Source organism: Nocardiopsis sp. NPDC057823 (assembly GCF_042797335.1).
Lineage (GTDB): Bacteria > Actinomycetota > Actinomycetes > Streptosporangiales > Streptosporangiaceae > Nocardiopsis > Nocardiopsis changdeensis.
Genome location: NZ_JBHVLR010000004.1, coordinates 90,448 through 116,008, shown reverse-complemented (window position 1 = coordinate 116,008; position 25,561 = coordinate 90,448). Strand labels below are relative to the sequence as shown.

Below are 25,561 nucleotides of genomic sequence, written 5' to 3'. Positions count from 1 at the left end.
TTACATATGGCGTCAAAACGTAACGTTGAAGACAGCATTCTCGACGCGGCCCGCGCCTGTGTCGTGGACTTCGGGGTGCGCCGCACCACGCTGACCGACGTCGCCCGTCGCGCCGGGGTCAGCCGGCCGACCGTCTACCGCCGCTGGCCCGACGTCACCGCGCTGGTCGCGGACCTGCTCACCCGGGAGCTGCGGCGGATCCTCCTGGAGGAGGAGATGGCCGCCGAGCACGACCTCGCCGAGGAGAGCGTCCGGGTCCGGCTGGTGCTGCACGCGGCCGGGGTGGCCCGGGCGATGCTGCGCCACCCGCTGTTCACCCGCATCGTCGACACCGAGCCCGAGCTCATGACCACCTACACGTTCCAGCGCCTGGGCACGAGCCACCGGGCCGCCCTGGAGATCCTCGAACCCGTGATCGCCCAGGGGCAGGCCGAGGGGTCGGTCCGCGCCGGGGACCCGGCGGTGCTGGCCCGCCTGGTCATGGTCACCGCACAGAACACCGTGACCTCGCGCCACCTGTTCGCCGACCTCCTCGACGAGGAGGCGCTCGTCGACGAGCTGGCCACCCTCGTCGACGGCTACCTGGCGCCCTGACCCCCGCGCACGCCGTTCCACATCCCCCGGAAAGGACCGCTCTCCCATGAGCAGCAGCACCTCCCTGAACGCCGCCCGCCGGTCCGCCGACCTCGCCGCCCTGGAGGCCGGGGCGGGGATCGACGTCCTCGTCGTCGGCGGCGGGGTGACCGGCGCGGGCGCCGCCCTGGACGCCGCCTCCCGGGGACTGTCCACCGTGCTCGTCGAACGCCGGGACCTGGCCTTCGGCACCAGCCGGTGGAGCTCCAAGCTGGTCCACGGCGGCCTGCGCTACCTCGCCAAGGGGCGGGTCGGCATCGCCTACGAGAGCGCCCGCGAACGCGACCTCCTCATGCGGACCACCGCCCCCCACCTGGTGCGCCCGCTGCCCATGGTCGTCCCCGTCCACCGGGACCTGGGCGGGCTGCCCGGCGGGCTGCTGGCCCGGGCCGGGATGGGCATGGGCGACGTGCTGCGCCGCCTGGCCGGGACCCCCGCCTCGGTGCTGCCCCGCCCCCGGCTGCTGGACGCCGCCCGCACCCGCAGGCTCCTGCCCGGGGTGGAGGCCGAGGGGCTGCTCGGCGGAGTCCTGACCTTCGACGGCCAGCTCGTCGACGACGCCCGCCTGGTGCTGGCCCTGGCCCGCACCGCCGCCGGGCTGGGCGCACGGATCATCACGCGCTGCTCGGCCGAGACCGTCACGGTCGACGGCGCGGTACTGCGCGACGAGGAGACCGGCCGCCCGCTGCCGGTGCGCCCGCGCGCCGTCATCAACGCCACCGGGGTCCACGCCGACCTGCTCGACCCGGGAATCCGGCTCAGCCCCAGCCGGGGCAGCCACCTGGTGCTGGACGGCGCAGTCCTGGGGCACCCCAGGGTGGCGCTCACCGTTCCGGTGGAGGGGGCCCCGGGCCGGTTCGTCTTCGCCCTGCCCCAGCCGGACGGGCGGATCCTCCTGGGCCTGACCGACGAGGCCGTCGACGGCCCCGCCCCGCACGTGCCCGAGGTCCCCGAGGAGGACGTGGACTTCCTGCTGCGCCAGGCCAACCGGGCGCTGCGGACGCCGATCCGCCGGTCGGACGTGCTGGGGGCGTTCGCCGGGCTGCGCCCGCTGCTGCACGGCGACGCCGACAGCGCCGACCTGTCCCGCGAGCACTCGGTGACGGTCGCCCCCAACGGCGCGGTCACGGTGGTCGGCGGCAAGCTCACCACCTACCGGGCGATGGCGCAGGAGGCCGTGGACGCCGCGGTGTCCCGGCACCGGCTGCCCGCCGGTCCCTGCCGGACCCGGACCCTGCCGCTGGTCGGCGCCGCCCCCCGGGAGGAGCTGGACGCCGTGGAGGCGCCGCGCCGCCTGGTCGCCCGCTACGGGACCGAGGCGCCCGCGGTGCTGGCCGAGGCCGGGGGCGACCCCGCCCTGCTGGAGCCGGTCGCCGCCGGGATCACCGGGGCCGAACTGCGGTTCGGGGTGCGCCACGAGGGCGCGCTGGACGCGGACGACCTGCTGGAACGGCGCACCCGGATCGCGCTGGTCGACGCCGACCGCGCGGCCGCGCGGCCGGCGGCCGAGGAGGCGCTTGCGGCCGGGGCCTGAGGCCGGGGGAACGGCCGGTCCGGCGGCGAGGGCGCCGGGCCGGCCGCGGCACCCTCCCGCGGGGCGGCACGGGAGGGCGGCAGAGGAACGCGCCACACCGACATCCCCTGTCCCACAGGGGCCGGATCGCGTATGGTCATACCGGTCCCGCGCCGCCCGTCCCCCGCGGTGCCCCGGACGCTCCCGCAGCCGCCCCCTCTCACGGTTCGCCTGCCCACTGAGCCGCCCGCCCAAGGAGTCAGCCATGCCCTCACTCGTTTCCGTGCCCGCCCTGGCCGAGGCCGAGGACACCGTCCTGGCGGGGGTCCCGGACGAGTACCGGCACTACTTCAACGGCCGCCCGGTGCCCTTCGTCAAACGGCACTGGGAGTTCCCGGGCCGCGCCGCGAACATCCCGCTGGCGCGCGCCTTCCTGGACACCTGCGCGGCCGCCCGCGACAGCGACTTCCGCTACCTGTTCGCGCTCCTGGGCACGGAGCTGGCGACCAACGCGATCAAGCACAGCAGGTCGGGGGAGGAGGGCCAGACCTTCGTGCTGCGGGTGACGCGCACCCCCACCGGGCTGACCCTGGTCTGCCGCGACAACGGCACCCCGCACGACGGCCCGCTGGCCCCGGTGGCCCCCACCGCCGACCGGCTCACCGCCGAGAACGGCCGCGGCCTGGCACTGGTCGACAGCTTCGCCACCACCTGGGGCGACAACGGCCATCCCAGCATCCGCAAGGTCTGGTTCCACCTCGCCTACGACATGACCGGCAGCTCCTGGCCCGCCGCCTGACCCCGCCCGCGCACCCGACCCCGGCCCCGACCGGGGTCTTGTCATGTCCGAGGGCGGCGTGGGAGCATACCGGCCAGTAGGTCGGATGTGACGCATCTCACCGGAAGGCGCGAATCCGGGTGTCCGTCCGGTGCTGCGCCGCACCGTCACCGAACGCGGTCCGCGACCCCCGTCCACCGAGCCGCACCCCCGGCGGCCCGACCACGAGGAGCCGGCCCCCTTGGACTCCACCATCGCCACGATCGCGCTCCCCGCCGCGCTCGCCATCATCATGCTGGGCCTGGGACTGAGCCTGACGGTCCCCGACTTCACCCGGCTGGCCCGCATCCCCGGCACCGTCGCCCTCATCCTCGGCTGCCAGATCGTCCTGCTGCCGCTGGTCTGCTTCGGCCTCGTGCTGCTCTTCAGCCCGCCGCCCGCCCTCGCGGTCGGCATGATGCTGCTGGCCGCCTCGCCCGGCGGCACCACCGCGAGCCTGTTCAGCCACCTGTTCCGCGGCAACGTCGCGCTCAACATCTCGCTGACAGCGCTCAACTCCCTCACCGCGCTGTTCACGCTGCCCCTGATCACCAACCTGTCGCTGGCCTACTTCATGAGCGGCGGCGACACCCTGGGCCTGCAGTTCGACAAGATCCTCCAGGTCTTCGCGATCATCCTCGTCCCCGTCGGCATCGGCATGCTCGTCCGGGCCAAGGCGGAGCCGGTCGCGCGGAGCCTGGAGAAGCCGGTCAAGATCGCCTCGGTGTTCGTGCTGCTGGGCGTCGTGGCGGTGGCCATCTACCAGGAGCGGGAGAACATCGGCGACTACATCGTGGCGGTGGGCCTGCTGGTGCTGCTGTTCAACATCGCCAGCCTCACCATCGGCTACTGGGCCCCGCGCCTGGTCGGCACCGGCCGCCCCGAGTCCATCGCCTCCTGCATGGAGATCGGCCTGCACAACACCACGCTGTCCCTGGCCATCGCGCTCAGCCCGGCGCTGCTCGACAGCAGCGAGATCGCCGTCCCCTCGGCGGTCTACGGCGTGCTGATGTTCTTCACCGCCGCCGCCACCGGGGCCCTGCTCGCCCGGCGCGCGGCCCGCGAGGACGCCGCGGCGGAACAGGAGTCCGCCTGACCCGGACCGGGGGCGGCCCGGCCGCCCCCGGAAGGGCCCTCAGTACCCGGTCGACCCGTCGATGCGCTCGCGCAGCAGGTCGGCGTGCCCGTTGTGGCGGGCGTACTCCGCGATCAGCTTGACCAGGCCCACCCGCAGCTGGGTGGGGCCGCCCCGGTCGGCGTCGGCCCCCAGCGCGTCCAGCGGGGAGCCCGCGGTGATCCGCCGGGCGTGCGCGACCTCCTCCCGCCACCGGGCCAGCGCCTGTGCCGGGTCGCCCGCCAGGTCGTCGAAGTCCTGGTCGGGGTCGTCGTCGGAGTAGTACAGCAGCGGCAGGTCCTCGCCCGCGAAGCGGATCCGGAACCACCACCGCTCCACCCCCGCCAGATGGCGGAGCAGCCCGTGCAGGGACAGCGTGGAGGGCGGGACCGCCCGCAGCGACAGCTGCCCGGCGGTGAGCCCCGCGCACTTGGCCTCGAAGGTGGCGCGGTGCCAGTCCAGGTGGGCGGTGAGCACCTCCCTCTCGTCGCCGGCCGAGGGCAGGGGAGGGCGGTCGGCGGACATGGGCTGTGACAGGTTCTCCGGCGGGATGTGCTCCATGCCGCCAGCATCCCGCGGGACGGGGACACTCCGGCCCGCCGACGGCCGTTTCCGGGTGCACGCTGTAGTGTCCGGTGCGCTCCGCATGCCCCAGACTGTCGGGTGAACGACGGTGCGGGCGAAGGAGGACGGCGGATGGGCGCGACGTGGGCGGCGGTCGGGAGGGCGGCCGGGTACCTGGTCGTGACACTGGGTGCGGCCCTGGTGTCACTGGTCATGCTGCCGCTGACCGCGGTCGCGGCGCTGACCGCCCCGATCGGGCGGCTGGGCCTGCTGCCCCTGTGGGTGCGGACGGTGGACGGGTGGGCCCGGTGGCACCGGGCGCGCGCCGCCCTGCTGCTGGGCGCCCCCGTGCCGGAGGCGCCCGCACCGGAGACGCGCCCGCGCAGGCTCCTGCGGGCCCCCTCCACCCTGAGACTGGGCCGCTGGCTGCCGGTCGCCCCCCTGCTCGGGCTGCCCTTCGGCCTGCTGGGCCTGACCGCCGTACTGATGCCGCCCGCCTCGCTGCAGTTCCCGTTCTGGTGGGCCCTGCCCGGCGAGACGACGTTCCTGTGGCTGACGGTGAACGACCCGGTCACGGCCGCGTGCGCCACCGCGGGGCAGCTCGTCGGCGGACTCGTCCTGCTGCGCTGGGCCCTGGTCCCCGCCGCCCGGGTCCACGCCCGGCTCACCCTGGCCCGGCTGACCCCGTCCCGCGCCGAGCTGCTCGCCGCCCGGGTCGACGAGCTGAGCCGCACCCGCGCCGACGTGGTCGACTCCCACGGGGCCGAGCTGCGCCGCATCGAGCGCGACCTGCACGACGGCACCCAGGCCCGCCTGGTGGCCATCGCCATGCAGCTGGGCGTGGCCAAGGAGGCGCTGGCCGGGCACCCCGAGGCCGTCGCGATCATCGAACGGGCCCACGAGGGCACCGAGGAGGCGATGACCGAGCTGCGCGAGCTGATCCGCGGCATCCACCCGCCGGTGCTGGCCGACCGCGGCCTGGTCGGGGCCCTGGACTCCCTGGCCGGGCGCACCTCCGTCCCGGTGCGCCTGGACGCCGCCGACCCGGGGCGCCTGCCGGCGGCCGTGGAGACCGCCGCCTACTTCGTGGTCACCGAGGCGGTGACCAACGCCGTCCGCCACGGCTCGCCGACCGCGGTCGACGTGTCCCTGTCCCGGGAGGGGGACGTGCTGCGCCTGCGGGTGGCCGACGACGGCCCCGGCGGGGTGGACGAGGAGCGCGGGACGGGCGTGCGGGGCATCCGCCACCGGGTGGCGGCCCTGGACGGGACCGTGCGGGTGTCGAGCCCGGCGGGCGGCCCGACGGTGGTCCGCGTGGAGCTGCCGTGCGGATCGTGATCGCCGAGGACAACGTGCTGCTGTCGGCCGGGCTGGAGGCCCTGCTGACCGCCAAGGGCTTCGAGGTGGTCGAGGTGGCGGGCGACGCCGAGGCCCTGACGGCCGCCGTGGACCGGCACCGGCCCGGGCTGGCCCTGGTGGACGTGCGCCTGCCGCCGGACTTCCGCGACGAGGGGCTGCGGGCCGCGATCGCCCTGCGGGAGCGCCACCGGGACCTGGCGGTGCTCGTGCTGTCGCAGTACGTGGAGCGCCGGTACGCGGGCGAGCTGCTGGCCGACGGCCGCGGCGGGGTGGGGTACCTGCTCAAGGACCGGGTGGGCCGGGTCGGGGAGTTCGTGGACGCCCTGCACCGGGTGGCGGGCGGCGGCACCGTGATGGACCCGGAGGTGGTGGCCCAGCTGCTGGTCCGCCGCGACGGCGACCCGCTGGAGACGCTCACCCGGCGCGAGCGCGAGGTGCTGGCGCTGATGGCCGAGGGCGCGGACAACCGGGAGATCGCCGCACGGCTCGTGGTCGGGGACAACGCCGTGCACAAGCACATCGGCAATATCTTCGCCAAGCTCGGACTGGCCCCCGCCGACCCCGGGCACCGGCGGGTCCGCGCGGTGCTCGCCTACCTCGACGGAGGGCGGCGGTGACCGCTTCCGGACCCCGGTGACCGGCTTCGGCCCGTGAGGGCGAAAGGAGGGGGAAGGCGGGGTATCTTCGGTCCTTTCAGTGGGAATCAGGACTGCATCCGAGTCGTCCCACGCGCCGGAAGGAGGGGTCGAGTGCCCTCCCGGAACCGCATACCCCTGACGCGCACCGTCGCCGGCGTCTACGTGCGCAGCATCCGATACACCTGCGGGGGCGGCCACTTCGCCGCGGCCTGGGCGGAGGCCGAGCCGCTGCCCGCCGGGGCCCCCGACGGCTTCGTGTTCGACGCCGCGGTGCCGCCGCGCGGCCCGCGCGGCGAGCGGATGCCCCCGGAGCTGGCCCGCGCCTTCGCCGAGGGCGCGCGGCAGGCCTGGACGCCCCTGACCGCCGAGGAGGCCGAGGAGTACGGTCCCGACGAGGGGCCGCCCCCGCTGGCCGCCCTGGTCCGGCTGGTCGACGCCCGCTGGCACGCGGAGGACTCCACCCCGAGGGCCTTCCGGGTGGCCGGCGCCATGGCCGCGCGCGAGATCTCCCGCTGCGCCGTGGAGGGCGGCCTCCCGCGCCCGGTGCTGCGCAGCCGCCGGGAGCCCTACCTCCCCTGGGAGCGCGGCCTGGTCGTGTCCGTCGGGGACTGACCGCCGGGCACACCGGGGGCGGGGGTGTGCGCCGGGGCCGGGGCGTCACTCGGCCGGGGCGTCCTGCCCGTCCTCGTCCTTGTCGGCGGTGAGGGCGTCCACCGCCACCGCGACGCTGAGCGCCAGCACCGGGTCGCCGCCGAGGTCGGAGCGGTGGGTGTTGACGTCCACCGCGTAGGTGTCGCGGATGCGCAGCAGCTTGCGGGAGATGTGCGCGATGGTGCCGTGCTCGTCGGAGACCACGTACTCCTTGCCCGGGAAGTCGCCGGTCACCTCCCACTCCGGGCCGCCCTCGATCTCCACCACGAGCTTCTCCTTGAGCGGGTCGAAGAGGCGCTCGCGCACGGTGGCCACGGTCTCGCCGTCGCGCTCGATGCGCATCTGGTCGCGCACCTTGAAGAGCTTGCGGCGGATGGTGGTGAGGACGTTGCCGTCGGTGTCCTCCAGGTGGAACGTGGTGCGGATGCGCAGGGCCTTGCCGTCGATGTGGTAGACCTTCTCGCCGTCCTCCGTGGTCACCCAGAAGTCGTCGCCGATGTCGAAGAAACGTTCGCGTACCAGGAATTTCATGCCCCCAACCTAGAGGGCCGCGACGCGGCGCACCAGGGGCGGGGGCGGCCCTGTGGACGGCGGTCCAGGCGGGCCGCGGGTCAGCGGGCCGGGCGGGGCTCCAGCTCGCGCAGCGCGGCCACCAGGGGGGCCAGCTCGGGGGTGGCCCCGGCCTCGGCGAGCGCCTCGCGCAGCACCCGGTCGTGGGTGGGCCGGGCGTGCTCCAGCAGCCGCTTCCCGGCCGGGGTGAGCTCGGTGTAGATGCCCCGGCGGTCGTCCGCGCACAGCACGCGCGTGAGCAGCCCGCGGTCCTCCAGTCGGGTGACCAGCCGGGTGGTGGCGCTGTTGGAGAGGGCGGCGGCGCGGGCCAGCTGGCGCATCCGCATGTGCCAGCCGTCCTGCCGGTCGAGGGCGTCCAGGACGGTGTACTCGACCACGGAGAGCCCGTGCTCCTCCTGGAGGGCGCGCTCCAGGGCGTTCTCGATGAGGGAGTGCACGGCGGCGAGGGTCCGCCAGCCGTGGGCCCGGATCTCGACGGCGTCGTCGGCGATGCCCATGTGCAGCCTCCCGGTGTCAGAGGCCACAGGATACCAGCTTGCGCAGGTAGAGAGCGCGTGCAACTATTTTAGTTGCGCCTGCAACTAGTGCATGCGCAACGTTCCTTGTCTCCGAGTACCTCCGGGGAGCACTCCTCATGCCGCTCGCGCTCTACGCCCTCGCCCTCGGGGGCTTCGGCATCGGCCTCACCGAATTCGTCATCATGGGCCTGCTGCCCGAGGTCGGCGCCGACTTCGGCGTCACCCCCGCGGTCGCCGGGTACCTCATCTCCGGCTACGCCCTGGCCGTCGCGGTCGGCGGCGTCGGCCTGACGGCGCTGCTCCACCGGGTCGACCGCAAACGCGCCCTGCTGCTGCTCATGGTCCTGTTCATCGCGGGCAACGCCGTCTCCGCCCTGGCCGCCGACTACGGCGTCATGATGCTCGGCCGCGTCATCGCCGCCCTGTGCCACGGCGCGTTCTTCGGCATCGGCGCGGTGCTCGCCTCCCGCATCGTCCCGCCCGGCCGCGGGGCCGCCGCGATCTCGATCATGTTCGCCGGGCTGACCACCGCGAACGTCCTGGGCGTCCCCTTCGGCACCTTCCTCGGCCAGGCCGCCGGGTGGCGCGCCACCTTCTGGGCCATCACCGCCATCGGCGTCGTCGCCTTCGTCGGCATCCTCGCCCTGGTGCCCGCCGTGCGCGAGGAGTCCGGCCCCGGCGGGCTGCGCTCGGAGTTCTCCGCCTTCCGCAGCCTCCAGGTGTGGCTGTCCCTCGCGGTCACCGTGCTCGGCTTCGGCGGCATGTTCGGCGGCTTCACCTACATCGCGTTCACGCTCACCGAGGTCAGCGGGTTCTCCTCCGGGGCGGTGCCCTGGCTGCTCGTGCTGTTCGGTGCCGGGCTGTTCGCCGGCAACCTGCTGGGCGGCCGGGCCGCCGACCGCGACCCGGGCCGCACCCTGGTCGGGCTGCTCGCCGCCCTCACCGCGGTCCTCGCCGTGTTCGCACTGGTCGCGCACGTCCCCTGGGCGGCCGTGGCCGCGCTGCTGCTCATGGGAGCCCTCGGGTTCGCCACCGTCCCCGGGCTCCAGTCGCGCGTCATGGGGTTCGCCTCGGCCGCGCCCACGCTCGCCTCGGGCGCCAACATCGCCGCGTTCAACGTCGGCAACGCGCTGGGCGCGTGGGCCGGAGGACTGGGCCTGGCCGCCGGGTTCGGGTACACCTCCCCGCTGTGGACCGGAGCGCTCATCACCCTGGCCGGCCTCGCCGCCATGGTCGCCGCCACCCGGCTGCCCGGCGGAGAACACGCCCGCCCGTCGGCGGAGTCGGACACCGAACGTCACCGCGAGGGGGCACGATAGGACTGCACCCCGAACGGAAGGGCCCACATGAGCTGGCACACCCGCCCCATGGCCGCGCTGGACTTCGAGTCGACCGGACTCGACCTCGCCACCGACCGGATCGTCACCGCCGCCCTGTGGCGCATCGACCCGGCCGCCGGCACCAAGGAGAAGCTGTCCTGGCTGGCCGACCCGGGTGTGGAGATCCCCGAGGAGGCGACCGCCATCCACGGCATCACCACGGAGCACGCCCGCCAGAACGGGCGGCCCGCGGTGGAGGCGGTCACCGAGATCGCCGCCGCGCTGGAGAAGGTCGCCGCCGACGGGCTGCCGGTGGTCGTCTACAACGCGCCCTACGACCTCGGGCTGCTGTCCGCGGAGCTGGAGCGCCACGGCCTGTCCTCGGGGTTCCTCCGGGAACTGCGGGTGATCGACCCCCTGGTGCTCGACAAGCACACCGACCCCTACCGGCGGGGCGGCCGCAAGCTCACCGACGTGTGCGCCCACCACGGGGTGCCCCTGGACGAGAGCCAGGCGCACGGGGCCGCCGCCGACGCGCTGGCCGCGGCGCGGCTGGCCTGGCGGCTGGGCGCGACCCACGAGGAGCTCGCGTCCCTGGACCTGGACGCCCTGCACGCCGCCCAGGCGGCCTGGAAGGCCGAGCAGGCCGCGTCCTTCCAGGCCTACCTGAGGCGCGGACGCGACCCGGAGGCGGTCATCGACGGGAGCTGGCCCCTGGCGGAGGGCTGACCGGCCGCGGGCCGACCGGGGGGCAGGCCGGGGTGCCGGCGGGCCGGGGGCCGCCCCCGAAGGCCGCCGTCCCTACCGGTCGCCGCCGGACCGGAACCCCGGAAGGTGCGCGAACGCGTAGCGGATGTGCTCCTCCACCAGGTCCGCCGCCAGCTCGCCCCGACGCGCCTCGACGGCCTCCATGACCCCCCGGTGGTGGCCGCGCAGCACCTCCGACGTGGCCGGCCAGTCGGCGGCGCCCCGGAAGCCCTCCAGCACCCGCTGCTTCATCGACTCGCGGATGGCGATGGTCATGTCCGCGACCAGCCGGTTCCCGGCCGCCTCGGCGATCGCCACGTGGAAGCGGGTGTCGAACTCGTTGAACTCCTCACGGCCGAGCGCCGGGTCGTCCATGGCGTCCACCAGGGAGCGCATCAGAGCGAGGTCCTCGGCGGAGGCCTCCCGCGCGGCCAGCGCGGCACTGGTGCGTTCGAGCATCACCCGCGCCTCGATGACGTCGACCATCGGGAAGCTCGTCAGCGCCACGTGCAGCCGCAGCATCCGGGTGAGCGCGCCGCTGGTCATCGCGGTGACCACGGTGCCCGCCCCCTTGCCGGAGCCGACCGAGGAACTGACCACCCCGTGCGCCTCCAGGGTCCGGATCGCCTCGCGCACGGCGGCGCGGCTGACCTCCAGCCAGGAGGCGAGCTCGCGCTCGGGGGGCAGGTGGTCGCCGACCCGGAGAGCGCCGCTGACGATCTGCTCCTCGATGCGGTCGACCACGAGCTCGTAGGCCCGGCTGCGGGGGACCGGCCGCCAGGCCGGTTCCGCCCGGGGCGCATCGCCCGTACTCGCCTCGTTCACCCCGGCGGCCCTCCGCTTTCCCCTCGTCGCGTCGCGGTGCCGTCATCCTATGGGCCGAACCCCCGCCGCGGCCCTCCGGGAGACCCCGCACCCGAGGCGCGGAGCGCCCGGCACCCCGCCGTGCGACGCGCGGCGGACCTCAGCCGGCGGCCCGCTCGACGACGCTCCGCACGGCCTCGACGGCGACCCCGGGCTGGTCGACGTGGATGTAGTGGCCGCTCTCGGACGCGGTGGTCAGCCGGCTCTGCCCGGAGAGCTCCAGCCACTTCTCCTGCCCCTCGGCCCACACGCGCTCCAGCTCGTCGCCGTACTCGGCGATCTCGCCGAGGTAGGGGACCCCGTGCCGGACCACCTCCACCGGGACGTCCCCGGCCGAGCGGACCAGCGGATCGCTCTCGATCACGAGGCTCTCCGGGTTCTCCCCCTCGAACACCGCGATGTTCTGGGCGCGCACCTCGGCGCCCTCGCCGGTGGCGGACTCGGGGATCACGCCGGTGATGTCGTCGAGCATCGTCGGCGACGTGGCGTCCAGCAGCACCAGGCCCCCGACCCGCTCCGGGTGGTCCGGGGCGTAGCGGGCGGCGATCAGCCCGCCCAGGGAGTGCCCGACCAGGACGGCCGGGGCGTCGGGGGAGACGTCGTCGAGGACGGCGGTCAGGGTCTCCCCGCTGTCGGCGATGGTCTGGGGGCCGCTCGGCGGGTCGCTCTCGCCCTCGCCGAAGCGGTCGTAGGAGCAGACCCGGTCGTCCTCGGCCAGGGTCCGTTGCAGGTCGGCCATGGTGTCCAGCCCGTCTCCCATCCCGGCCATCAGGACGATGACCGGCCGGCCGGCCGCCGGGGCGCCCGAGCAGGAGACGTGCACGGAGCCCCCGTCGACGGTGAGCGTCTTCGAACCGGTGAACAGCTCCCCGTCGGTCATCACCTCGTCCGCGGCGGACTCCAGGTCCTCCCGCACCTCGCCCAGCCCCTCCTCCACGTCGGACGCCACCCCGCAGCCGGTGAGGCCGAGGCAGCACAGTGCGGTCAGGGCGGTGGCGCGGACGATACGGGACACGGTGGCCTCCGGGGAAGGGAACGGTACGGCGGACGAACAGCCGACACGCTACGGATCCGGCGGCCCGCCGGTCATCACCGCTCAGAGGGCACCTGCGCGTAGCTCGCACGGGGGACGCGGCCCGGGGCGTTGCGTCACAGCGCCACTACACTGCACCGGTGACCAGACTCCGGCACCCCCTCCTCCTGTGGCGGCGACTCGACGTCACCCTCCGGGACCTCCCCCTGGGCCTGCTGCTCCTGGCCGCCTCCCTCCTCCCGGCACTGCACCACCACGGAACCCAGGTCGGCGGCGTTCCGGACCGCCCCCTCGACGCCCTGGGCCTGGCCGTGGCCGCCCTCCAGTGCCTGCCCCTGGCCGGGCGGCGGCGGTGGCCCGCCCCGGCCCTGGCCCTGGTGGCGTGCGGCTTCGCCCTCGACCAGCTGCTCGGCTACCACCTGGTGGCGGGCACCGCGCTGCCCCTCGCGCTGATCAGCGCCGGCGCCCACCTCGACCGGTACCGGCGCACCACCCTGCTGGCGGGCACGGCGGCCTTCGCGGTGCTGGCGGTCGCCCTGACGCGGGTCGGGACGGGCGAGCCCCTGGCCGAGTGGGCGATGTTCTACGCGGCGCTGGCCCTCTCCTGGGGGATCGGGGCGTGGCTGCGCTCCACCCGCGCCGCCGAGGCCGAGCGCCGCCGCCGGGTCGCCGAGGACACCCGCGCCGCCGAGCGCGCCCGCATCGCCCGCGAACTCCACGACGTCGTGACCCACCACGTGACCGCGATGGTCGTGCAGACCGAGGCGGCCCGCCACCTGGCCGCGGCGCCCGAAAGGCTCGACGGGGCCCTGGCCGCGGTCGCCGGCACCGGCCGGCAGGCCATCGGCGACCTGCGCCGCCTGCTCGACGTGATCGACCCCGGACACACGGGTCCCCCTTCCGGCGAGGGGCTGCTCCCCCTGGTGGAGCGGACCCGCCGGGCCGGGCAGCCGGTGGAGTTCACCGAGGAGGGCGCGCGGGACGCCCCGCACGGCGGCGCCGGCCTCGTCGCGCACCGCGTCGTCCAGGAGGCCCTGACCAACGCCCTCAAGCACGCGCACGGCAGCCGCACCACCGTCCGCGTCCGCCACCGCCCCGAGGAGATCACCGTGGACGTCGGCACCGACCGCTCCCGGTCCGCCCCCGCCGCACCCGGCGGCGGGCGCGGCCTGGCCGGGCTGCGCGAACGCGTGGAGGACCTGGGCGGCGACTTCGCCGCCGGGCCCCGGCGGGACGGGGGCTTCGCCGTCCACGCGCGCATCCCCGCGCCCGCACCGGCGGGCGGCCGGGAATGAGCGCGCCGATCCGGGTCCTGGTCTGCGACGACCAGGTGCTGATCCGCACCGGGCTGGCCACGATCGTCGACGCCCAGCCCGACCTGGAGGTCGTCGGCGAGTGCGCGGACGGCGCGACCGCGGTCGAACTCGCCGGACGGCTGCGCCCCGACGTCGTGGTGATGGACGTGCGCATGCCCGTGCTCGACGGCATCGAGGCCACCCGCCGGCTGGCCGGCGCCGGGGTGGAGCACCCCGTCAAGGTCCTCGTGGTCACGACGTTCAACCTCGACGAGTACGTCTACGAGGCGCTGCGCGCGGGTGCCAGCGGCTTCCTGCTCAAGGACGCGCCGCCGGAACGGCTGCTGCACGGGATCCGGACGGTGGCCTCCGGCGCGGCCCTGCTGGACCCCGACGTCACCCGCCGCCTGGTGGGCGAGTACGCCGAGCGCATCAGGCCCTCCCGCACCGACCCGGCCGACTCCCCGCTGACGCCCCGCGAGCTGGAGGTCCTGCACCTGCTCGCGGAGGGCCTGTCCAACGGCGAGATCGCCGCCGCGCTGTTCATCAGCCAGGAGACCGTGAAGACGTTCGTCTCGCGCATCCTGGCCAAACTCGGCCTGCGCGACCGCGTCCAGGCCGTGGTCTACGCCTACCGCCACGGCCTGGTGTCGTGAGACCGGGTGCCGTGGAAGGACCCGGTGCCCTGGAACACGAAAGGCGTCCCGAAGGACGCCTTCTCGCCTGGTCGGGGCGGCGTTTCCGCTGCCCGTCGCACTGTGCCCCCTGCAGGATTCGAACCTGCGCACACGGCTCCGGAGGCCGTAGGGCTGAATCGCGCTGACCTGCCTGAACACCGTCGCAGGCGCTCCCTCTGTCCACCACCCGACCAGGGCCTGCCCACGGAGCCCCCTCGAAGGCCCGCTCCCCGGCGGAGCGTTCGCCCCTCCATGGCTAGCCAGTGGGGGTGGGCGCCTGCTGTACCTCGCCTTTTTAGAGAGTAAGAAGAACCAGCCTCCGCAGCCTCCGCAATGCCGCCACCGGCACCGCTCACCTGCTCGAATGCTGCGGAGGCTGAGTTCCGTCCTCAGCCTCCGCCAGCCTCCGCAGGCTCCGCTTCAGCCTCCGCTGCCGTTTGCCTGAAGCAGTGGCTACCGGTTCAGTCCCCTCCTGAGTAGCCTTGTGAGGCATCGGTGGGCAGCGCTCGTCTGTATGGGTTGAATGTCCGTTTCTCGAGAAGTCATAAATTTGGCTGGTTTCCGGTGGAATCTTTGCAGGTCGTTGACTGTGCTCCCCGCGCACGCGGGGATGGTCCCTAGGGTCACAGCCCCTAGGAACTAGACCCCTCGTGCTCCCCGCGCACGCGGGGATGGTCCCCCGCCGCCGGTGAGGGCGTCCAGGTCCGCGAAGTGCTCCCCGCGCACGCGGGGATGGTCCCTGGGAGGGATACGTCTCCGGACTCACCTTGGAGTGCTCCCCGCGCACGCGGGGATGGTCCCAAGTTCATGCGGCGGGGCTCGAGCCTGCGCGGCTACGCACGCGGTGCTCCCCGCGCACGCGGGGATGGTCCCTCGGGCCCGGTCCACGTCGGGGACGGCGACCAGTGCTCCCCGCGCACGCGGGGATGGTCCCAAGGCCGCCCCGAAAGCGATGAACAGCCCGGTGTGCTCCCCGCGCACGCGGGGATGGTCCCCCGCGTGGCGGAGGCCGCCCGGCTTCCTGCGGGTGCTCCCCGCGCACGCGGGGATGGTCCCCGGCCCACCGAGGCCAAGGACGCCCGGATCAAGCGCTCCCCGCGCGTGCGGGGGTAGTCCCTCTCGTGAGGTGTCGCGCTTCGCGTTTTAGAGCCCTATACGATTCACTGCGCTGTCCCGATCGCCTTGGCCCGATGGAAGGCGTAGAAGTCTGCGCTGTGCGGGCTCACGGCTGTACAAAGATTCCCATCGAGGGCTTGAGCTGCCTGTGCCAGCGCAGGGGTGGCCTTGCTACTCAGGTTTGCACGCACGAAGCCATGCTCGTCGACGTAGACGAAACCGTGCTCGAAGAGTTCGTCGCACCCGAGCGCGCAGGCGGGCATGATGTTCGCCATTTCCAAGTACTCGTCCAGTTGGCAGAACTTGCGCGCTTTGATGTGAGCCGCACGGACCACGGCGGCGGGCAGGGTTCGGCCGCACAAGGAGCACTCCAGATATTCCGCATTGCCGAACTTTGCCTCTTTCAGCTCCTTGTGCTCCTTACGGACTTTTGCCCATGTCTTGCCGTGGACAGTGTCCTTCTTGTAATCGATTCGGCCGGCCTTCTTCGGGTCAGGGGGCACGGTCATCGCGGAGGTCGGTTGTCCGGTGGCTTCGGAGGGCTCCACAGCCACGGTCTGGATGTGGGGTTCACCGGTGAATCCGCTGAAGTCCAGAGCCTCTTGGCTGACGGTGATGGGCGCCCCCTGGTTGTTGCCGGACTGTAGGAGCGCGGCCACGACCTCGGTCCCCAAGAGGCCGCCGGACATGTTCTCCTGCTCCCAGACGATCTCGAATCGGATCCGCTTGGGGTAGACGACGGGGTTTTGCGCATCCTCGTCTGTCCAGACGGGGACCACTCCTTGGTGTGGTTGCTCGGTTACCCGGGTCATCATCACGTGCTCGAAGGTCAGGCTCAACGGATCCCGGCCCTTGTTGCCCCGTGGACCGCGGGGGACGGAGTGGCCGAAGATGATGTGATCTCCAGGAACCAGGCTTTCCACAAGTTCACGTGCGTTGTGCTGCTGGTTCTGCATCTTCTGATCCAGCGCGCCGTCTTTCCAGCCCCAGATCCCGTGCTTCTTGCCCACGCTGTAGTTGGCACGGGAGACGGGCTGTGTCGGGACGTAGACGAAGACGGAAGTGGGCATGAGGCCTCGCAGGTGAGCGCGTGAGGGTGTAGGAGCCGTTGTACCGCACCATGAGGACGGAACCGATGCGGAGCAGGTCCACGTAGTTCCACCGCTGGTAGGGAGTGACGACTCTAGGTCCCAGGCCATCCGGTTGCTGTTCGGGTCACAGTCGGCGCCGGCCGGGCCAGGGCTCTGATATCTGTCGGATATGGGCATCTCATCGCTGCAGGCCATACTCTCTGCTTTCGCCGAAGAACGGGACTGGGCTCAGTTCCACACACCCAAGAACCTGGTCATGGCGCTCTCGGGGGAGGTCGGTGAGCTGGCAGCCGAGTTCCAGTGGCTGACCTCGGAGCAGGCCGCGCAGGTCATGGAGGACCCTGAGAGGGCGGAAGCGGTGCGCCAAGAGCTGGCCGATGTGTTCTCCTACCTTCTGAGGCTGGCCGATGTGCTCGACGTGGACTTGGAGGAGGCCCTGAGAGCCAAGGTCGCTATCAACGAGACCCGCTACCCGGCGGACAGGGCAAGAGGGAACGCGCTGAAGTACACAGCACACCAGCGCGGAACCTGAGCGCGAGCATGGCGGGGTCAGATCCTGGATCCGGCTCGCCCGATTTTCGGGATGCCGAGTTCAACGAAGTAGTGGTTGGTCTCGGGATCCGTGGAGTAGAAGACAGCGCCTTTGAGCCCTCGAGTGGCCAGGATCCGGTAGATCTTGCGGACGGCCAAGTCGAAGCCTCGGCCCCTGTCGATGCGGTTGTCGTGACTGGCAGCAGGATTGGAGAGCCAACGGCCGCTTCTCCAGACGAGGTCGTTGCCGAAGATGACGCCGGCGTAGTCGTACTCGAAGCCTTGCGCGGTGTAGACGCAGCCGATCTGGCCCATCCCCCCGGGGTCGGTGGCCCAGAAAGAGGACGGGGGGATCCGGCCCAGGTAGCGGTCCGCGAAGGAGTTCCAGGGGCGTTTCCAGTCTCCGATGACAATGTCGTTCAGCAGACCCTGAGGGCCGGGTTTGTTCCACGGCCAGCAGTAACCGGCGGCGATCCGCGCCCCGAAGCCTTCGTTGGCCCTTGCCTGCAGAAAGGCCTCCATCTCCGCAGGGTTGGGTGCTACGCGCAGCTCGAAGTTCTCCAGCCCGGGCCAGGGCACCGGGGGCTGGTCCTCGGCGAGTCCCAAAAGACGGTCGATCCAGTCGATGTACTCGGGTGCTCCTCCGCACCGGAACTGGTGCCGAAGGTCGATCTGGTGAACTCTCAGCCCCAGGTCCTGCGCAGCCTGATGGATGAGTGCCACGGATCCGACTTCGTTGGAGCGGACATTCTGGTGATCGTCCAGCAGGAAGACGGGGACCCGTGCCGCTTCGATGAGTTCGTCGACCTGTGAGCGGGGGCTGTTCGGCGTGGAGCGTGCGCGCAGGCGATGGGCTTCGTCAGCGATCAGGACGTCCACGCTGTTGCCCTCGCGTTTGGCGAACTGGTTGAAGTAACTGAACGCCAGTTCCCGTGATCGAGAGGATCGGGTGATGCTCTTACGCAGGGTCTGGGTGAAGGCTTGGCTGCCGGTGGCGTGAACGCTATTGGTGCCGTCAGCGTTCAAAGAGCGCATGAGTTCGAGCGCGATGACGCTCTTGCCCGTGCCCGGCCCGCCGACGATGACGACCACTTCCTTGTGCTGGCTTGCTCGGGACCGACGGAGCTGCCCTCGCACGTAGTCGTAGGCTTCTCGCTGCTCGTCCAGTAGCGGGAAGATGGTGCGCTCGCCGAGACCGTCGGCGATCGCGGACATCAGGGGCTCGGTGGAGCGCACCGTGGCCGCGAGCAACTCCCGGGCGTGCTCGGTGGCGTTGTCCGCGGACAGGACCTGGCGGAGAGCGCTCATGAAGGCCTCCCGCTGATGGCCGCCGAACATGCGACCGTAGAGCTTGTCCGGTGAGTTCAACAGTTCGGCCGTCGGCATGCCGGTCAGCGAGATGGCCTTGATGGTGTCGGGGCCGGCGTTGTGCAGGTTGGCGATGAACCTCACCCGGGTACGGCGCAGCAGGGGAACGAAGCCTTTGAGGACCTGCTGATAGCCCCAGGCCTGATTGACGGGATGCACATAGGACTTGGCTGCCGGGTGCTGGGAAAAGGACACCAGTTCGCTGTAGGGCACCGGATAAGCCCGGGACCATTGCTTGTTCTCGATGATCACCACGGACATGGCACCGGACCCGGGTTGCGAACCCACGAGGACGGCATCCATGCGCAGATCGGCGATCGGGAGCTGCAGTTCGAGCAGCATCTGCACTTCTCCGAGCCCGGCATCAACGAGCACCTGGGCGAGATGGGAGTTGCTGTTCTGCCAGGACTCGACTTCCCCGGGGCTGGGGGAGTTCCCGGTCGACTGACGGAAGCTGTCCACCATGGCGGGGATGAGTCGCCCCTCCTGCAGGGCACTGTCGACTTCTGAGGCTGTCGCCTGGTACAGGCAGTGCAGACCCACTGGGGAGCGGCTCCTTCACGGCGGTGGGACCGTGTGACGGTCAGGGGATGCGAGGCAGCAACTTAGCTCACGGCTCCGACAGCAGCCAATCGGTTTCGTGCGAAACAGGCCCAAAGAACTCTGTGACCTTCGAGAACCACGTTGGCCCATCGCACGGCCTCGGAGGCCGTAGGGCTGAATCGCCCTGACCTGCCTGAACACCGTCGCAGATGCTCCCTCTGTCCACCACCCGACCAGGGCCTGCCCACGGAGCCCCCTCGAAGGCCCGCTCCCCGGCGGAGCGTTCGCCCCTCCATGGCTAGCCAGTGGGGGTGGGCGCCTGCTGTACCTCGCCTTTTTAGAGAGTAAGAAGAACCAGCCTCCGCAGCCTCCGCAATGCCGCCACCGGTACCGCTCACCTGCTCGAATGCTGCTGAGGCTGAGTTCCGTCCTCAGCCTCCGCCAGCCTCCGCAGGCTCCGCTTCAGCCTCCGCTGCCGTTTGCCTGAAGCAGTGGCTACCGGTTCAGTCCCCTCCGAGTAGCTTCGGGAGGCATCGGTGGGCAACACTCGTCTTTATGGGTTGAATGTCCGTTTCTTGGGAAGTCATAAATCTGGCTGGTTTCCGGTGGAACCTTTGCAGGTTGTTGACTCGCTCCCCATGCATTGGGGGATGGCCCTGGGGTGCCGTCGGGCTCGGGCTCTTCGACGGTGTATTCCCCGCGCATACGGGGGTGGTCTCACCGAGAGGGCCAGTAGCACCTAGGCGACCTCGTGCTCTCCGGAGAAGTGATATTTGGTTATGAAGTGCTCTGCTGTCGGTCTCTAGGAACGCAGCTCCAGCATCAGGGCATCATGAAGAACTCAAGTCACTGGAAAACCAAATCGGTCATTCGGCGAAAAAGCTCCAATATCTTTCCTGGGCTGGTCGCCACGTCGGCTTTTCGCTATTCTCTTGCTGAAGGCTCCTCGCGTGCGAGTCAGTTGGATAAACCCGTGCTCAGTTAGATCAAAATGCGAAAGAGTGATCCCATTTGGATGGTGGATTTTATTTAGGGTCCTACGGCCTGGCAATGGCTTTCCTGATGCTTTTGTTGGCTACCTCGTTTGTTCCGATGCGAGGAAAATGGTTAAACCGGGGTGATGTTTTCCGGTGGACTTTGCTACTCCTGGCTATGCTTTCGGCTGCGATTCCGGTGTTTTTTGGTTCACCGGGTCCTAGTGTTTTGCACTGGCTCAGTGCAGCTCTGGTGTTTGCTTTCGGTGGGGTTGCACTCTGGCTTTTGACATTCGCAAAAAAAGTGTCCTGGAATAGGAGTTGGAATTTCAGGAAGGACGAGCTAAAAAATCGTGGGAGGGCAGGGGGTTGGTTCGATGGGGCGGGGCGCTCGGGCGCTGGAGCGCAGTCAGCCTTGCCGTCTCTAGCTTTGCTGGCGAGATCTATTGGTCTTGGGTTTTTATTTATTTCCGTAGCTTTTTATCCAGCTGTAGTGGCCTATGGCGCCTCCTTTGATTCGACTTTGTCGGCTTCTTTGGTGTGGATAGTTAATTCCCTTGGCCTGATTCTCAGTTATGCGATTTTTAAATGGGGGAGGAAGGTTCACCTTTCTTCGAGAAGGATGGCTTCCCCAGTGCTGGAGGATATTGATTCGTTGGAGCCGGGAAGCTATGTTCTTTATTTGAGAACTTTTAACGAGGATGAGCGGCAATCTCGCATCGAAGCCCCCCTCGTTGCTTCTCTTGTGACTGGCTCAATTTTAAGCATTTTTTTGGGGGGTGGCACACAGGAAGAACAAATGGCAATGGCGTTCAAGCCTGTCGGGAAAATGGTAGCTGTGGGGATTCCGGGAGAAAAAAAGCCGCACGCAGGGGCGTTGAGGACGTATCTTCCGGAAGATGACTGGAAGGATGCAGTAAAAAAACTAATGCTGAATTCCAGGCTTGTTGTTATTCTCCTGGGGCCTGGAGAATCTACAATTTGGGAGGTGGCGGAGGCGGTCCGCTTGCTTCCTCCTAGCCGTCTTCTCCTGATTACTCCAGAAAAGATGGGAGAACAAGAATATCAAGAAGTGGTGAAGAAGATCCATGCTAAGCTGAAAAAAAACCAAAGGCAGCGCAAAGAAAAAATTCCCTGCCCGACTCTTCCTGTTTTTCCGGGAGGCATTGTTGGTTTTATTTGGTTCACGAGATCGTGGCAGAGTAAATCTAGGGCTGCTTATGGTTTGTACGCTCCAGAGCTTGGAGTTGTCAACTATTTTTCGATTCTTGCGAGGGGACTGCAGGATCCGCTGTGTGAACTGGAAGCTCAGCATCTTCGTTTAACTTGCGAGAACGATTAGTTTCTTCAAGATGTTTGCGAGGAGTGAAATGGAAAGCGTTAGGAAGTCGCTTTGGAATGAAGATTTCTTCGAAGATCCCCGTAGTGGAAGCGGTGAAACTTACCAGCAGATATTGATTGAGCAGTATAAGATATGTATAGAAATGGCGGATAGGGTGAGTGCCCGGCGAAGTGTTGCCAACACGTTCTTTCTTTCTTTGAATACTCTGGTTGTGACCGTATTGACAGCAGTACTAAAAGGTCAGCAGGGGCAGTTTTCCTTCTTTGCGCTGTTTCCAGGGTTCTTGATTCTTTTGATTTCGTGCTTGGCGTGGTATATGATGGTTCGATCATATCGGCTCTTGAATGGCGCCAAATTCTTGGTTATCGGGGCCCTGGAGGAGCGGCTCCCAGCTTCGCCCTACTGGCGTGCGGAGTGGGCTGCTCTTGGCGAGGGGAAGAATTGGAGGCTTTATCTCCCCCTTTCTCATATTGAGCAGTGGGTTCCGCTTGCTTTTGCGGCCTCCTATCTTGCCGGTTTCATTGCCCTGATGTAAATCGCTTGGTGTAAGGCAAATCGAACTCAAGCGTTTATGGCCTGGGTTCGATTTGTTTTCGTAAGAATTAATTTTCGTTCGCTTGTTGTCGTAATTCTCCCAGAATTCCCTAGAGAAACGATAGTGTCGATTCCTGGTTCGCTGCGCATAGGGCCCTCCGATTTGAGGGCCCCTGTGGCTTTGATGGCCGCCGCCAAAGAGGTTCCCCACTTTTTGCTGATCGTGTGCACTAAGTCGAGGAGATCTCCTTCTTTGGGACTCTTGGATTCGATCTCGGCGCGGATGTGTTTCACGACCTACAAATAGGGTGGGTCGGGTTGGAGGATCTCGGGGGATGCGGTTTCTCTTTTGTGGAGTGTGGGTCCGAGTCCTGGAATTTAGGTGTTGGAGCGGCAGTCTCGTTGCTTAATTATTTACACTGCGCTGCTTTTCGCGAGTCGACTCGTAAAGCCTTCCTTGCGTAGGCGATCGTATGCTTCTACCACGTCCAATGGAACTGGTTGCTCGATCATGAAGCCCTGGCTCGGATAGATCAGGAGCCGCTGCAGCGCCCCTACCATCATGTCGATGACCAGACGCGCACTCCCGATGCCATCAACGTAGTCTTCGAATTTCACAGGATCCGACGCGCTGACAATCTCGACTTCAGGCCACAGCTTTCGTGCTGTGGCCCAGGAGCGCCGCTCCTCGTATGGTTTGCTGACCAGCAGGATCGAGTCCACTTCGATGCCCGCATCTTCAATGACAGTGCGAGAGAAACGGATGTTCTCACCCGTGTTGCGGGCGTTTGGTTCGATCAACACGGCGGAGCCGGGCACGCCTAGATCCAAGGCCCGCTCACGGTAATGAATTGCCTCACCGCGCGGCATCCGCTTTTCTGTTGTAGGGCTCGTGGAGCCGGTGAAAACAATCAGCGGCGCCATCCCCCGCTTGTAGAGGTCGACGGTCGCATCGGCCACCCCGAGGTCATGACTCCCAAGCCCGATAGCCACCGAGCACGGCCGTGGCTCGTGATGCATGCGATGAAAGTTCCAGAGGTCCTCGGCGTCTGACCACGACTGCTTCGAGATCACTGTCCATCCTTTCCATCTCTGACTGAGTCGGGGACTTTGAAGTCATAGATCCACGAAAAACGCGATGCCGCGTGTACACCAATCGCGAACTCGACAATGGTGCCATCTGCGGTGAACGTGGTCCGGTGAAGCTCCATCACGGGTTCCCCCGGCGGCAGCAAGAGCTTCTTGACTTCGTCCTGCGTCGGCACCCGGGCGAACAGCTCTTCCCTCATGTGGTCGATCTCGTAACCGGCCTCGTACAACACGCGGAAACCACCACCGCGGCCGGCAGGCCCCGGGGTCGGGTCGACGAGACGCGTTCCCTCAACATGCTCGGGCCGGTAGTAGCTGGTCAGAGTGTGCGTCGGCTGTTGCCCTTCTTTGACGAGTCGCGCCCGGGCATAGACCTCGGATCCAACCGGCACACCGAGAGCTTTCGCAACAGTCGAAGACGCTTCTACTCGATCGACCGTCTGAGTCTGCTCATCGCGGCGATAGGCCCGGTCCGAAGCCACGCGGTCAGCAATGAAGGCCACCTGGTCGCCATCTCGCCACTTGGCCTTGTCGTACCGCTCGACTCCGATGCGCTTGAGCGGGAGCTGGGGGCGGACCCTCGTCCCGTGACCTCGTGATGAAGTGACCAGCCCTTCGGCCTCCAGTGCCTTGTAAGCGGCATGCACGGTCGCCTTGGAGCCCTCTCCTCGCTCGACCAGTTCACGGATATGCGGCAGCTGACCGTCAAGCCCGTAGTCGCCGTTCCTGATGCGGTCCGCCAACCGATCGGCCAGCTCTCGCCACTTCGGTGCCATGTGGAACCCCTCTCCAGACCCAAGGAAATCACAATCCCAGGACTGTTGACAGTCCTAGGACTGTGGTGCAGTCTAGTTGCAGCTCCACAGTCCTAGGACAGCGGGAATCGCGGTCGTAGGTGCCTGGTGATCAGGAGCTCTCCTTCCTCAACAGCGCGCTCTGCCCCGACCCCATCCCGAGCTCCCAAGGGACGGCGAACGGCACCGGCCACGGCACCCAGACCTCGTGCACCGCCTTCACCAGGGCGGTACGGAATGGCCGCGCTTCACCTCGCATCCCCTGGGGTGCCTGTCCGGTCCTCACCCCGCTGGCACAACACGGCGGACCGAGGACCGGGCGGGGACCACCCGGGTCCACACCCACACCCCTTCCACAACACGGAGGAAACCCATGTCGAACACGCTGCCCGTGGGCGCCGACTACGCCCGCCGGATGCTCGCCCAGGACCTGGCGGCCGGCCACATCACCCCCGCCGATGCCGCCGAGATCGAGCGCTGGCTCGATGCCGACCAGGCCCGGATGCTCTCCGGCCGGCTCCCCGACCTGAACCGCTGACCCGCTGGTGCCTGCCCGGCCCCGGCAACCCCGTCACCGCCCGTCCTGCGGTGGCGTGGTGACCGGGGCCGGGCGGGGACCGACCGGGTCCACCTTCCGGACCAGAGCCCACCCGCGGCCCCGGACACGCCCACCGTGTCCGGGGCCACCTCATCTTCTGGAGCCCACATGCCCAACACGCCCACCACCGCCGACCTGGTCGGTCCCTGGCTGGAACTCCTGGCCGACCTGGGGGCCGAGACCTTGCCCGAGGAGACCGAGGACGAACGCGCCGCCCGCGAGGCCGCCCGTGCCGACATCCTCGCCGACCTGTTGGAGACCCGTGCGATCGACCACCCCACCCTGGCTAGCCCGATGGCCGACCACCCCGACGGGGTGCGGGCCGGTGTGGAGGAGGCCGCGGCCGCGATCAGCGCCCTGGTCACCGTCCACGGCCACCGCATCACCGCCCTGACCGCCCTGACCGCCCTGCCCTTCTCCTCCGAGCACGGGAGCGCCGCCGCATGATCCGACTCACCCACCGCCGATGCCGCGCCGAGGCCGCCGCGCTCGATGCGCAGGCCCAGGAGCTGAACGAGGAAGCCGAGAAGCTGACCACCGAGGTCGGCCGCTTGAACGACCACTGCGAGGTCCTAGCCGATGACCTGCGGGCCACCGAGCACCAGGTGCAGGAGATCATCGACGCCTGCACGAGCCTGGAGTACGGGCTGACCGAGGCCGCCATCCCCGATCGGGTCCGCGAGCGGCTGTCCGAGATCGACCGGCTCACGGAGCAACTGGACGCCGAGCGCGAGCGCACCGCCGCCTACGTGGACTGGTTCGCGCTGGGCCGGGCCCGGATGCTGGAAGTCGCGTACGAGGCCGGAACGCTGGCCCGCACCTACGCCTTGGTCGAAGCCGCCGGGATGACAACCCCCCACGGAGAGGCCGAGCGCCTGCTGGCCCAAGTGCGGTTCACAGCCTGGGAGAACGTGCCCGGGTGGGAGTGCCAGGACCCGGACTGCTCCCAGTCCACGCGCGAGCTGGTCTGGCACCCCGCGGCCCCGGAGCGGGCGCACCTGGTGTGCACCTGCGGCCGGATCTGGGAAGCCGGGGCCGCCCGGGTGGGCCGGTCCGAGCGCGAGACCCTCACCTACCGGCGGATGGGGTGCAACCGCCCGTTCTCGCGCCGCTGGTCGCAGGTCCCCGCCCCGGTGCTGGAGGCCATCGAGCGGGCGCTGCCCGCCCCCGCCGGCCTCCGGTCGGTGGCGACCTCCTCCGCACCACTCACTGCCTGATCCCGCCCCTGGGGTGCCCGTCCCCACCGGCCCGTCGCGGCCGGTGGGGACG

26 protein-coding genes and 1 CRISPR repeat array are annotated in these 25,561 nt (G+C 69.4%); of the genes, 17 read left to right on the top strand and 9 right to left on the bottom strand.

Annotation, left to right across the window (positions count from 1 at the left end; all coding sequences use genetic code 11):
• The first annotated feature begins 6 nt into the window (after positions 1 to 6).
• The 4 genes from ACFVNO_RS09265 to ACFVNO_RS09250 all read left to right on the top strand — a co-directional run bounded on the left by ACFVNO_RS09265 (position 7) and on the right by ACFVNO_RS09250 (position 4,059).
• Entirely contained in the window at positions 7 to 594 is a 588-nt protein-coding gene (locus ACFVNO_RS09265) for a TetR/AcrR family transcriptional regulator (RefSeq protein ID WP_220563019.1), read from the top strand.
• Positions 595 to 640: 46 nt separating this feature from the next.
• The gene (locus tag ACFVNO_RS09260) at positions 641 to 2,167 is read left to right on the top strand and encodes a glycerol-3-phosphate dehydrogenase/oxidase (RefSeq protein ID WP_378890997.1); all 1,527 of its coding nucleotides are present in this window, start codon (positions 641 to 643) and stop codon (positions 2,165 to 2,167) included.
• 244 nt (positions 2,168 to 2,411) lie between these two features.
• Positions 2,412 to 2,945: an ATP-binding protein gene (locus tag ACFVNO_RS09255; RefSeq protein WP_220563017.1), complete on the top strand. Its 534-nt coding sequence runs from the start codon at positions 2,412 to 2,414 to the stop codon at positions 2,943 to 2,945.
• 220 nt (positions 2,946 to 3,165) lie between these two features.
• The gene (locus ACFVNO_RS09250; RefSeq protein WP_378890992.1) at positions 3,166 to 4,059 is read left to right on the top strand and encodes a bile acid:sodium symporter family protein; all 894 of its coding nucleotides are present in this window, start codon (positions 3,166 to 3,168) and stop codon (positions 4,057 to 4,059) included.
• A gap of 39 nt (positions 4,060 to 4,098) precedes the next feature.
• On the opposite strand, the gene ACFVNO_RS09245 is transcribed toward ACFVNO_RS09250, so the two are convergent.
• The gene (locus ACFVNO_RS09245; RefSeq protein WP_355258052.1) at positions 4,099 to 4,638 is read right to left on the bottom strand and encodes a DinB family protein; all 540 of its coding nucleotides are present in this window, start codon (positions 4,636 to 4,638) and stop codon (positions 4,099 to 4,101) included.
• A gap of 135 nt (positions 4,639 to 4,773) precedes the next feature.
• Between ACFVNO_RS09245 and ACFVNO_RS09240 the strand changes: the two genes are divergently transcribed.
• The 3 genes from ACFVNO_RS09240 (at position 4,774) to ACFVNO_RS09230 (ending at position 7,250) form a co-directional block, all read left to right on the top strand.
• On the top strand, positions 4,774 to 5,979 hold the full coding sequence (locus ACFVNO_RS09240; protein ID WP_355258049.1) for a histidine kinase: 1,206 nt from the start codon (positions 4,774 to 4,776) through the stop codon (positions 5,977 to 5,979).
• Complete coding sequence (locus ACFVNO_RS09235; protein ID WP_355258046.1) at positions 5,967 to 6,617, top strand: response regulator transcription factor; 651 nt, start codon at positions 5,967 to 5,969, stop codon at positions 6,615 to 6,617. The genes ACFVNO_RS09240 and ACFVNO_RS09235 overlap by 13 nt, the downstream gene beginning before the upstream one ends.
• Before the next feature lie 132 nt (positions 6,618 to 6,749).
• Positions 6,750 to 7,250, top strand: coding sequence for a hypothetical protein (locus tag ACFVNO_RS09230; protein ID WP_355258043.1), 501 nt, complete (start codon positions 6,750 to 6,752; stop codon positions 7,248 to 7,250).
• A 45-nt stretch (positions 7,251 to 7,295) separates the two neighbouring features.
• Here ACFVNO_RS09230 and ACFVNO_RS09225 read toward each other — a convergent pair whose 3' ends face one another.
• Together ACFVNO_RS09225 and ACFVNO_RS09220 are read right to left on the bottom strand one after the other, a co-directional pair.
• Complete coding sequence (locus ACFVNO_RS09225) at positions 7,296 to 7,820, bottom strand: LURP-one-related family protein (protein WP_355258040.1); 525 nt, start codon at positions 7,818 to 7,820, stop codon at positions 7,296 to 7,298.
• Positions 7,821 to 7,900: 80 nt separating this feature from the next.
• Positions 7,901 to 8,356 carry a MarR family transcriptional regulator gene (locus tag ACFVNO_RS09220; RefSeq protein ID WP_355258741.1) on the bottom strand — a complete coding sequence of 152 codons (456 nt, stop codon included), beginning with the start codon at positions 8,354 to 8,356 and terminating at the stop codon, positions 7,901 to 7,903.
• Between the two features lie 137 nt (positions 8,357 to 8,493).
• Between ACFVNO_RS09220 and ACFVNO_RS09215 the strand changes: the two genes are divergently transcribed.
• A complete protein-coding gene (locus ACFVNO_RS09215) occupies positions 8,494 to 9,696 on the top strand; it encodes an MFS transporter (RefSeq protein WP_355258037.1) in 1,203 nt (400 codons plus the stop codon).
• Positions 9,697 to 9,723: 27 nt separating this feature from the next.
• Positions 9,724 to 10,425: an exonuclease domain-containing protein gene (locus ACFVNO_RS09210; RefSeq protein ID WP_378890985.1), complete on the top strand. Its 702-nt coding sequence runs from the start codon at positions 9,724 to 9,726 to the stop codon at positions 10,423 to 10,425.
• Between the two features lie 72 nt (positions 10,426 to 10,497).
• On the opposite strand, the gene ACFVNO_RS09205 is transcribed toward ACFVNO_RS09210, so the two are convergent.
• Both ACFVNO_RS09205 and ACFVNO_RS09200 read right to left on the bottom strand, forming a co-directional pair.
• Positions 10,498 to 11,268, bottom strand: coding sequence for a FadR/GntR family transcriptional regulator (locus ACFVNO_RS09205; protein WP_220563008.1), 771 nt, complete (start codon positions 11,266 to 11,268; stop codon positions 10,498 to 10,500).
• 139 nt (positions 11,269 to 11,407) lie between these two features.
• The gene (locus tag ACFVNO_RS09200; RefSeq protein WP_378890980.1) at positions 11,408 to 12,322 is read right to left on the bottom strand and encodes an alpha/beta fold hydrolase; all 915 of its coding nucleotides are present in this window, start codon (positions 12,320 to 12,322) and stop codon (positions 11,408 to 11,410) included.
• A 158-nt stretch (positions 12,323 to 12,480) separates the two neighbouring features.
• On the opposite strand from ACFVNO_RS09200, the gene ACFVNO_RS09195 reads away from it, so the two are divergent.
• Both ACFVNO_RS09195 and ACFVNO_RS09190 read left to right on the top strand, forming a co-directional pair.
• Positions 12,481 to 13,635 carry a sensor histidine kinase gene (locus tag ACFVNO_RS09195; protein ID WP_378890977.1) on the top strand — a complete coding sequence of 385 codons (1,155 nt, stop codon included), beginning with the start codon at positions 12,481 to 12,483 and terminating at the stop codon, positions 13,633 to 13,635.
• Positions 13,632 to 14,291 (top strand): response regulator, encoded by a 660-nt coding sequence (locus tag ACFVNO_RS09190; protein WP_378890973.1) that lies wholly within the window; start codon positions 13,632 to 13,634, stop codon positions 14,289 to 14,291. The genes ACFVNO_RS09195 and ACFVNO_RS09190 overlap by 4 nt, the downstream gene beginning before the upstream one ends.
• Positions 14,292 to 14,901: 610 nt before the next feature.
• A CRISPR array of direct repeats spans positions 14,902 to 15,429; the repeat unit is 29 nt; unit sequence GTGCTCCCCGCGCACGCGGGGATGGTCCC.
• Positions 15,430 to 15,472: 43 nt separating this feature from the next.
• Here the strand turns inward: ACFVNO_RS09190 and ACFVNO_RS09185 are convergent.
• A complete protein-coding gene (locus tag ACFVNO_RS09185) occupies positions 15,473 to 16,438 on the bottom strand; it encodes a hypothetical protein (RefSeq protein ID WP_378890970.1) in 966 nt (321 codons plus the stop codon).
• A 250-nt stretch (positions 16,439 to 16,688) separates the two neighbouring features.
• On the opposite strand from ACFVNO_RS09185, the gene ACFVNO_RS09180 reads away from it, so the two are divergent.
• Positions 16,689 to 17,051, top strand: coding sequence for a nucleotide pyrophosphohydrolase (locus tag ACFVNO_RS09180; protein ID WP_378890967.1), 363 nt, complete (start codon positions 16,689 to 16,691; stop codon positions 17,049 to 17,051).
• Positions 17,052 to 17,068: 17 nt separating this feature from the next.
• Here ACFVNO_RS09180 and ACFVNO_RS09175 read toward each other — a convergent pair whose 3' ends face one another.
• Positions 17,069 to 18,961, bottom strand: coding sequence for a DUF2075 domain-containing protein (locus tag ACFVNO_RS09175; protein ID WP_378890964.1), 1,893 nt, complete (start codon positions 18,959 to 18,961; stop codon positions 17,069 to 17,071).
• A gap of 1,050 nt (positions 18,962 to 20,011) precedes the next feature.
• Between ACFVNO_RS09175 and ACFVNO_RS09170 the strand changes: the two genes are divergently transcribed.
• The gene (locus ACFVNO_RS09170) at positions 20,012 to 21,277 is read left to right on the top strand and encodes a hypothetical protein (RefSeq protein WP_378890961.1); all 1,266 of its coding nucleotides are present in this window, start codon (positions 20,012 to 20,014) and stop codon (positions 21,275 to 21,277) included.
• A 28-nt stretch (positions 21,278 to 21,305) separates the two neighbouring features.
• Entirely contained in the window at positions 21,306 to 21,812 is a 507-nt protein-coding gene (locus ACFVNO_RS09165) for a hypothetical protein (RefSeq protein ID WP_378890958.1), read from the top strand.
• A 413-nt stretch (positions 21,813 to 22,225) separates the two neighbouring features.
• On the opposite strand, the gene ACFVNO_RS09160 is transcribed toward ACFVNO_RS09165, so the two are convergent.
• Both ACFVNO_RS09160 and ACFVNO_RS09155 read right to left on the bottom strand, forming a co-directional pair.
• Entirely contained in the window at positions 22,226 to 22,885 is a 660-nt protein-coding gene (locus ACFVNO_RS09160) for a YdcF family protein (protein WP_378890955.1), read from the bottom strand.
• A complete protein-coding gene (locus tag ACFVNO_RS09155) occupies positions 22,882 to 23,676 on the bottom strand; it encodes a GntR family transcriptional regulator (RefSeq protein WP_378890952.1) in 795 nt (264 codons plus the stop codon). The genes ACFVNO_RS09160 and ACFVNO_RS09155 overlap by 4 nt, the downstream gene beginning before the upstream one ends.
• A 391-nt stretch (positions 23,677 to 24,067) precedes the next feature.
• On the opposite strand from ACFVNO_RS09155, the gene ACFVNO_RS09150 reads away from it, so the two are divergent.
• The 3 genes from ACFVNO_RS09150 to ACFVNO_RS09140 all read left to right on the top strand — a co-directional run bounded on the left by ACFVNO_RS09150 (position 24,068) and on the right by ACFVNO_RS09140 (position 25,509).
• A complete protein-coding gene (locus ACFVNO_RS09150) occupies positions 24,068 to 24,232 on the top strand; it encodes a hypothetical protein (protein WP_378890947.1) in 165 nt (54 codons plus the stop codon).
• Between the two features lie 168 nt (positions 24,233 to 24,400).
• Entirely contained in the window at positions 24,401 to 24,739 is a 339-nt protein-coding gene (locus ACFVNO_RS09145) for a hypothetical protein (RefSeq protein ID WP_378890944.1), read from the top strand.
• A complete protein-coding gene (locus tag ACFVNO_RS09140) occupies positions 24,736 to 25,509 on the top strand; it encodes a hypothetical protein (RefSeq protein ID WP_378890941.1) in 774 nt (257 codons plus the stop codon). The genes ACFVNO_RS09145 and ACFVNO_RS09140 overlap by 4 nt, the downstream gene beginning before the upstream one ends.
• Positions 25,510 to 25,561 lie beyond the last annotated feature (52 nt).